8 protein-coding genes are annotated in these 6,743 nt (G+C 40.8%); 2 read left to right on the top strand and 6 right to left on the bottom strand.

Annotated elements, in window-relative coordinates:
• Both PAN07_RS16260 and PAN07_RS16255 read right to left on the bottom strand, forming a co-directional pair.
• A partial coding sequence (locus PAN07_RS16260; protein WP_276593350.1) for a CorA family divalent cation transporter occupies nucleotides 1-441 on the bottom strand: 441 nt, incomplete at its 3' end.
• 57 nt (nucleotides 442-498) lie between these two features.
• Complete coding sequence (locus PAN07_RS16255) at nucleotides 499-1,059, bottom strand: mechanosensitive ion channel domain-containing protein (RefSeq protein ID WP_084864847.1); 561 nt, start codon at nucleotides 1,057-1,059, stop codon at nucleotides 499-501.
• A 151-nt stretch (nucleotides 1,060-1,210) separates the two neighbouring features.
• Here PAN07_RS16255 and sstT point away from each other — a divergent pair, with 151 nt between their 5' ends.
• The gene (gene sstT, locus PAN07_RS16250) at nucleotides 1,211-2,416 is read left to right on the top strand and encodes a serine/threonine transporter SstT (RefSeq protein WP_084864846.1); all 1,206 of its coding nucleotides are present in this window, start codon (nucleotides 1,211-1,213) and stop codon (nucleotides 2,414-2,416) included.
• Nucleotides 2,417-2,484: 68 nt separating this feature from the next.
• Nucleotides 2,485-3,438, top strand: coding sequence for an aromatic acid exporter family protein (locus PAN07_RS16245; protein WP_084862906.1), 954 nt, complete (start codon nucleotides 2,485-2,487; stop codon nucleotides 3,436-3,438).
• A gap of 50 nt (nucleotides 3,439-3,488) precedes the next feature.
• On the opposite strand, the gene PAN07_RS16240 is transcribed toward PAN07_RS16245, so the two are convergent.
• The 4 genes from PAN07_RS16240 to gtfA are packed head-to-tail and all read right to left on the bottom strand — an operon-like array spanning nucleotide 3,489 to nucleotide 6,740.
• Nucleotides 3,489-3,713 (bottom strand): accessory secretory protein Asp5, encoded by a 225-nt coding sequence (locus PAN07_RS16240; RefSeq protein ID WP_084862904.1) that lies wholly within the window; start codon nucleotides 3,711-3,713, stop codon nucleotides 3,489-3,491.
• Between the two features lie 4 nt (nucleotides 3,714-3,717).
• A complete protein-coding gene (gene asp4 / locus PAN07_RS16235; protein ID WP_045604814.1) occupies nucleotides 3,718-3,897 on the bottom strand; it encodes an accessory secretory system protein Asp4 in 180 nt (59 codons plus the stop codon).
• Nucleotide 3,898: 1 nt separating this feature from the next.
• Nucleotides 3,899-5,236, bottom strand: a complete 1,338-nt coding sequence (gene gtfB, locus PAN07_RS16230) for an accessory Sec system glycosylation chaperone GtfB (protein ID WP_084862902.1) — start codon at nucleotides 5,234-5,236, stop codon at nucleotides 3,899-3,901.
• Nucleotides 5,229-6,740, bottom strand: a complete 1,512-nt coding sequence (gene gtfA / locus PAN07_RS16225) for an accessory Sec system glycosyltransferase GtfA (protein ID WP_084862900.1) — start codon at nucleotides 6,738-6,740, stop codon at nucleotides 5,229-5,231. The genes gtfB and gtfA overlap by 8 nt, the downstream gene beginning before the upstream one ends.
• Nucleotides 6,741-6,743 lie beyond the last annotated feature (3 nt).

Here is a 6,743-nt window from a genome sequence, read left to right as displayed (position 1 = left end):
GGCACTAATTTCGTCCTTACTTTTATCCATCTCTTCAATGACAGGATAATAAGCGTTACTGATAATCTCTAAACCAGCAAAGAGAAACTTGTAAATAGAAAGCGACTCATGGCTATCCAGATAAGCTGACATCTGATCAATGACATAAGCATTCTTATGGTTGCTGATGGTAATCATTCGTTGTCTTTCGACGATAAAGGTCATGGGAATCGCTTCATAATATTCTTTGTCTTTTTCTAAATCAAGAACATTATAAATAAAGGTTACCGTCTCCGTTTCACGGTTATAATCCATATGAGCTCGTTCATTTCTATCCAGAGCATACTCAATGGTTTCCTTGTCCAATCCATAGATGTCAGAAAGATCTTCCATATTTTTAATCTTATCCACATCAAGGTCTATCCAGGTACAACCATTGCCCAACTGCTTTTCTAAAACCATCTTTTCTCCTTTATTAAACTCTTTCTATTGTACCACAAATTACTTAAAATAACAGGTCTAGTCTGTGCGTGAGAAATTGCTGACGACGGTGATATTCCGATTGGGAACGAAGTGCAGAACCTGATCTTCTCCTCTGAGTTGCGTTGTTCGAATGCCGACACTGACAACCTTGCCCGATACGGTAATAGGACCATTTGTCAAAACGACCTCATCTCCCACATCCAGTTGACGTTCAAAGAGGATGAAAAAGCCATTGATGACATCAGATAGAAAGCCTTGGGCTCCCATTCCAATAGCCACCCCAGCAATCCCAGCCCCTGCCAGCAAACTAGAAACTGGCAAACCTAAAATCGACAAAATGCAGTAAAGCAAAAAGAAATAAAGGGTATAATTAAACACATTTTCTAACAGACGTGAGATGGTTTTCTGACGCCCGACATCATGACGAGACATTTTTAGAGAAGGTTTGACAATTCTCTGCACCATGGTATGGAGCAATTTCTTAGCTATATAAAAGAGTAAAAATAAGAATAACAGAGAAATTAACTTGGTTAAGATATTTTCAATAATCGTTGTTATATCAAGCTTATTGAGGTAGGTTTGAATAAATTCTTTCATAGAAAACTCCTTTCATTTATTATACCATACTTTTACAAGTGATGAATCTCCATAAATATTCAAAAATAACAGCCAAAATAGACAGAAAATTCTTGATTTTAGCTCATATTTATACTATAATCATAAACATTACACAACAAAGGAGATTGTTATGAAAAAATTCATTCATGCTTGGAATAAGGCGAGTCTAATCAAACGAATTTTGATTGGCATGCTTATTGGAGGAACCCTAGGGCTGACACTTCCTAACATTTCAGGAATTGGTTTACTTGGAGATCTCTTTGTTGGTGGCCTCAAAGCCATCGCACCTATTCTAGTCTTTGCCCTCGTTGCCAATGCCCTTTCCCAACATCAAAAGGGTCAAGATAGCAACATGAAAACGGTTATCCTCCTTTACTTGGTGGGAACCTTTGCAGCGGCACTTGTTGCTGTCCTAGCAAGCTTCATCGTCCCTGTTGAGATTACCTTAAATAGTGCCAATACAGAAATCGCACCACCAGATGGAATTGGCCAGGTCCTCAGCAATCTCTTGCTCAAACTGGTTGACAATCCAGTCAATGCCCTCGTTACTGCTAACTACATCGGTATCTTATCTTGGGCAGTTGTTTTCGGGATTGCTATGAGAGAGGCCAGCAAAAATAGTAAAGAATTGCTGAAAACTATGGCTGATGTGACTTCTAAGATTGTCGAATGGATCATCAATCTAGCTCCATTTGGTATCCTTGGTCTTGTCTTCAAAACCATCTCTGATAAGGGAATCGGAAGCCTAGCTAACTACGGAATCTTGCTTGCCCTCTTGGTGACAACTATGTTCTTTGTCGCTCTGGTTGTCAATCCATTGATTGCCTTCCTCTTCATGAAGAGAAACCCTTATCCCCTCGTTTGGAAATGTTTGCGTGTCAGCGGTGTTACAGCCTTCTTCACTCGTAGTTCTGCGGCTAACATCCCTGTCAATATGAAACTTTGCCACGACCTCGGTCTGGATCCAGATACCTATTCTGTTTCTATCCCACTTGGTTCTACTATCAACATGGCAGGGGCAGCGATTACTATTAACGTTTTAACCCTTGCTGCAGTAAATACTCTTGGAATCCCTGTTGACTTTGCGACAGCCTTTGTCCTCAGTGTAGTAGCAGCTATCTCAGCCTGTGGTGCTTCTGGTATTGCGGGAGGTTCCCTCCTTCTTATCCCAGTTGCTTGTAGCCTTTTCGGTATTTCTAACGATATTGCTATGCAAGTTGTCGGAGTTGGTTTTGTGATTGGGGTCATCCAAGACTCATGTGAAACAGCCCTCAACTCTTCTACAGACGTCCTCTTTACTGCCGTTGCCGAATACGCAGCAGCCCGTAAAAAATAATCTATAAAGACAAGCCTGCTCAGGTCTTGTCTTTTCCGCTTTTATTCTAGTCTTATTAGGAAATTCTTATGTCTATTAGCCAACGTACGACCAAGCTCATCTTAGCTACCTGCCTTGCCTGCCTGCTTGCTTATTTTCTTAATCTTTCCTCGGCAGTTTCGGCTGGAATCATCGCCCTCTTGAGCCTATCCGATACCCGTAGAAGTACCTTAAAACTGGCCCGCAATCGGCTCTTTTCCATGCTTCTAGCTCTAGCTATCGGTGTTCTGTCTTTTCACTTGAGCGGATTTCATATCTGGAGCCTTGGCCTCTATCTTGCCCTCTACGTGCCTCTAGCCTATAAGATGGGCTGGGAAATTGGCATCACACCAAGCACTGTTTTGGTAAGTCATCTCTTGGTTCAAGAGTCAACTTCTCCAGATCTTCTAGTCAATGAATTCCTTCTCTTTACTATCGGTACAGGATTTGCCCTACTTGCCAATCTCTACATGCCTTCACGAGAAGAGGAAATCCAGCACTACCACGTGCTGGTGGAAGAAAAGTTGAAAGATATTCTCCAACGCTTCAAATATTATTTATCCAGAGGGGATGGACGCAACCGAGCACAGCTGGTTGAAGAATTGGACACCCTTTTGGAAGACGCCCTCAGACCGGTCTATTTGGATCACTCAGACCACCTCTTTCACCAGACCGACTACCATATTCACTACTTTGAGATGAGACAGCGACAAAGTCGCATCCTGCGAAACATGGCCCAGCAAATCAACACCTGTCACCTAGCTGCCAGTGAGAGCCTGATTTTGGCCCAGCTCTTTTCAAAAATTGCAGGCCAACTAAGCCAGACCAATCCTGCTTCTGATTTGCTAGATGAAATTGAACGTTATCTGGAAGTCTTCCGTAATCGCAGTCTGCCCGAGACAAGAGAAGAATTTGAAACCCGTGCCACACTTCTTCAACTCCTACGTGAAGCCAAAACCTTCATCCAAGTAAAAGTTGACTTTTACCAGAAATATGGACAGTAAAAAAGAAAACTTCAGACCAGTCACCAAAAGTGAATATCTGAAGTTTTCTTTTATTTATAAGTTATCACCATAAAGGTTAGTAATAAAACGAATAAGGCCAAACTCACCAATAAAGTGAGCACCTTTACCAAGGTGTTGCTCTGCCAGTAACTTGGTTTACCAATATTACTAGTGGCATCCATGGAAAATAGTTGATTTTCACGGGGTTGTATGGTTACCAATACAATCAAAGCAAGAGAGAGGACAATAGCTAAAACAATCAGAATATCAGTCATAGGCCTACCTCAAAATTCCTAGCAAAGTAAAGAGTAAACCAACCAGAATCATCAAGCCCAGTAAAAGTGAAAAAGTTTTACTAATCTTTTCCCCTCGGGTTTCTTTTTCTTTCTTGATAGGTTTTTGTTTCAACTCTTCCATGCGACCTTCAACGTCTTTGTAAAATAAATCCTCATCTGACATATTAGCCTCCTAAAACAGTTTGCATGGTTTCCTGATATCGCACCAAGTCAACATAATTGGCATGTTGGCCTTGTTTGCCAAGTGCCTGACGCATTTGATCAACATCTGAAAGAGCCAGTTTAATGGTCTCAACCAAAGCAGAAACTTCACTACTTTCAAATAGATGATCAGGAGCGATATAGAGTCTATTGTGTACCGTTTGGTTGAATCCCAGAATCAAGAGATTGTGCTCAAAGGCCTGACGTACCGCCTGCAACAACTCATTACTGTGGTTTATATCCAAGTAAATATCCGACAATTGATAGAGCTCCTGAATCTTCTGTGGACTAGCATTCTGATAAAGGACCACATTAGGATAGCGAAGCATGTCTAAGAGCTTAGAAGACATTTCTGTCACCGCTGCGATACGGAAGGTAACATCAGGCAAGGCTTCTACAATTGCTTCTACTTGCTCAATCTGATCTGAATTGGTCAAGATTAAGGCATCTCGTCTTAGGAAATTATCACGTTTGAACTGGTAATGATAACCCAAGTGCACAAACTGATCATGGTATTTCTCATTGGTCAACTCTAAAGCGCGTTCATAAGTCTCCTTGTTTGGAATGATGATTTTCTTAGTACGCACATCATCACTTTCCAAAATCAACTGCATATTACCTGGGATAGCATCATAGAGAGGTTCTTGCCAAACCAAAACATCTGATCCAGACTTATCTGGATGATGGAAGGAAACTAAGAAAGGTGTCGCTAGAGTATTAAAGATAAGCTGACTGGTATCGATTTCCAAATCTTGCAAAAAGAAGGTGATAAATTCAACCTTATTTGCAAAGTAACGCATGGACTGACCAGGTAAGGTCAATAATATATCACCCGTCACATGGTTTTCAAGTAAAACTTCCTGACTATTGACATCTTGGTAAACCGTCATCACCGGCTCACTATCTGCGCTAAAGGTTGTTGTAGCAAAGCAAGCTCCGAAGCGATTGTAATGGTCAACCTGACGGACTCTACCTTCCAGGTCTTTCCAATCTACCTGTTTTACCAAGCGAGCCTGCATTCCATCAGCATAATGAATGACGGCCCTCTCCTGCGTCATATCTTCAATACGAGCAGACTGATTATTGCCTGAAATTTCCCAAAAAGCTGGAACAGGGACTTGGTTGAAATAGAGAGGTTTTCCCTTTTCATAGCCTAGATAATAGGTAAAAGGAGAAACCAGACCATCAGGCAGAAAACCATCTGCATCGATGACCACTCCAAGTTGAGACAGTCCAGTAGCCCTGAGACTTTCATGTAAATCTCGACTTTCCTGACTATAACGATCATAAAGTTCAATCATGGAGCACCTCCTCTACTGTTTTCTTCCACTTTTCTAAAATTTCTTCGGTTAAAAAGCCTTCTGCAATTTGATAAGAATGGTCACGCATAGATTCCAAACGATTTTCTTGATACAGTTGACAAATCTTAGCTGCGTAAGCTTGCTTGATTTGGTCTTCTACATGGTCAGATGAACTTGGAATCAAATAACCATTTTGCCCATCTTCTATAAAGGTCTGATTACCATAAGGCACATCAAAACCGATGAGAGGGAGGCCTGAACCAATAGCTTCCATCAAGGTCAAACCAAAGCCTTCACTTGTTGAAGCCGTCAAGTAGACCTCATACTGGCTATAAATCTGCGAAAGTTCCGCATGTCCCTTGAGCTGGATATAATCCTCAGCCTGATGATTTGCAATAATATCTCTAAGCAGAGAATCCTCTCCACCGCTACCATAAATATCAAAGGTTAGTTCAGGAATTTCCTTACGAGCTTCAATAACTGCCTTGACCAACCAATCAATGTGTTTTTCTTTGGCAAGACGTGAAGCAGTAATCAATGAAAAAGGCTTACGTCCTTGACTTGACTCGGTCAAGGAATCAATACTTCCTACAGGAATGGTAATAACCTTTGGTTGGTGCTGGGTGTATTTGGCAAATTGCTCTTGCAACACTTCCTTTTGTCTATCAGTTGATACGATAAAGAAGTCAACCTTATCTGCATTGGTAAACTGATAGTCGTAATAGTTATTCCAAAGGATATAGTCCTCATTTGTAGCATTTTCACTATAATGCTCCGCATGAACAACTACCGCTAGATGAGCTGCTTGTGCTTCCTCAAAAACAACCTGTCCAATGCCTGTCTCCCTATCCAGAATGACTAAATCAGACTTATTTAAATTCAAGGATTTCATAAAAGCACGCATGAAAGCTGGTTTCCCATAGAAAATCTTATCCTTAAAACGATAAATTTCTTCCTTCCCTTGATTCATCAAGATATCATAGGCTGGAGTCCCGTCTTCATTGTAAAAAGTTCGTTGGTATAGGACCGCAACATTGTCCTTGGGAGCAAAATATTCGCTACAATAACGCGTATAAGAAAAGTAATCCTTTCGAATCAAATTTCCTTTAAAAACATACTCTACATACTGGACCAAGTCCTTGTCCTCATCAACCAAATAACAGGTAACAAACTTATCTTGGTCAGAAAAGAAGACACGCAAAACCTTGCCATTCTTTTCTCTACGACTTTCAACACCGTCAAACTTAGACAAAACATCCTCAACCGTCACGCTAGTCGGTGCAATCTTGATATCTGTAAAGTGATTATAAAGCCAGATAACTTGCTCATCATCAAAACCAATATTGGCTGTTAAGTGCTGAATGTTATCCGCTAAAATCATATCTGTAAAGATAAATTTAGAGGGTAAATTCAAACTTCGAAAAATACCGGCACGATAGGCTTGAGCATATTCTACACCGCTACTGGCCCAACCAATTCCTAAATTTATATTGTAAATTGTCATATT

It is taken from the genome of Streptococcus sp. SM5 (assembly GCF_027497975.1).
This window is presented reverse-complemented; position numbering and strand designations above follow the sequence as displayed.

Excerpts from the sequence above, each read along its gene's own strand:
- PAN07_RS16255 (WP_084864847.1), bottom strand. The coding sequence starts at position 1,059 with ATGAAAGAATTTATTCAAACCTACCTCAATAAGCTTGATATAACAACG.
- sstT (WP_084864846.1), top strand. The coding sequence starts at position 1,211 with ATGAAAAAATTCATTCATGCTTGGAATAAGGCGAGTCTAATCAAACGA.
- PAN07_RS16245 (WP_084862906.1), top strand. The coding sequence starts at position 2,485 with ATGTCTATTAGCCAACGTACGACCAAGCTCATCTTAGCTACCTGCCTT.
- PAN07_RS16240 (WP_084862904.1), bottom strand. The coding sequence starts at position 3,713 with ATGACTGATATTCTGATTGTTTTAGCTATTGTCCTCTCTCTTGCTTTG.
- asp4 (WP_045604814.1), bottom strand. The coding sequence starts at position 3,897 with ATGTCAGATGAGGATTTATTTTACAAAGACGTTGAAGGTCGCATGGAA.
- gtfB (WP_084862902.1), bottom strand. The coding sequence starts at position 5,236 with ATGATTGAACTTTATGATCGTTATAGTCAGGAAAGTCGAGATTTACAT.
- gtfA (WP_084862900.1), bottom strand. The coding sequence starts at position 6,740 with ATGACAATTTACAATATAAATTTAGGAATTGGTTGGGCCAGTAGCGGT.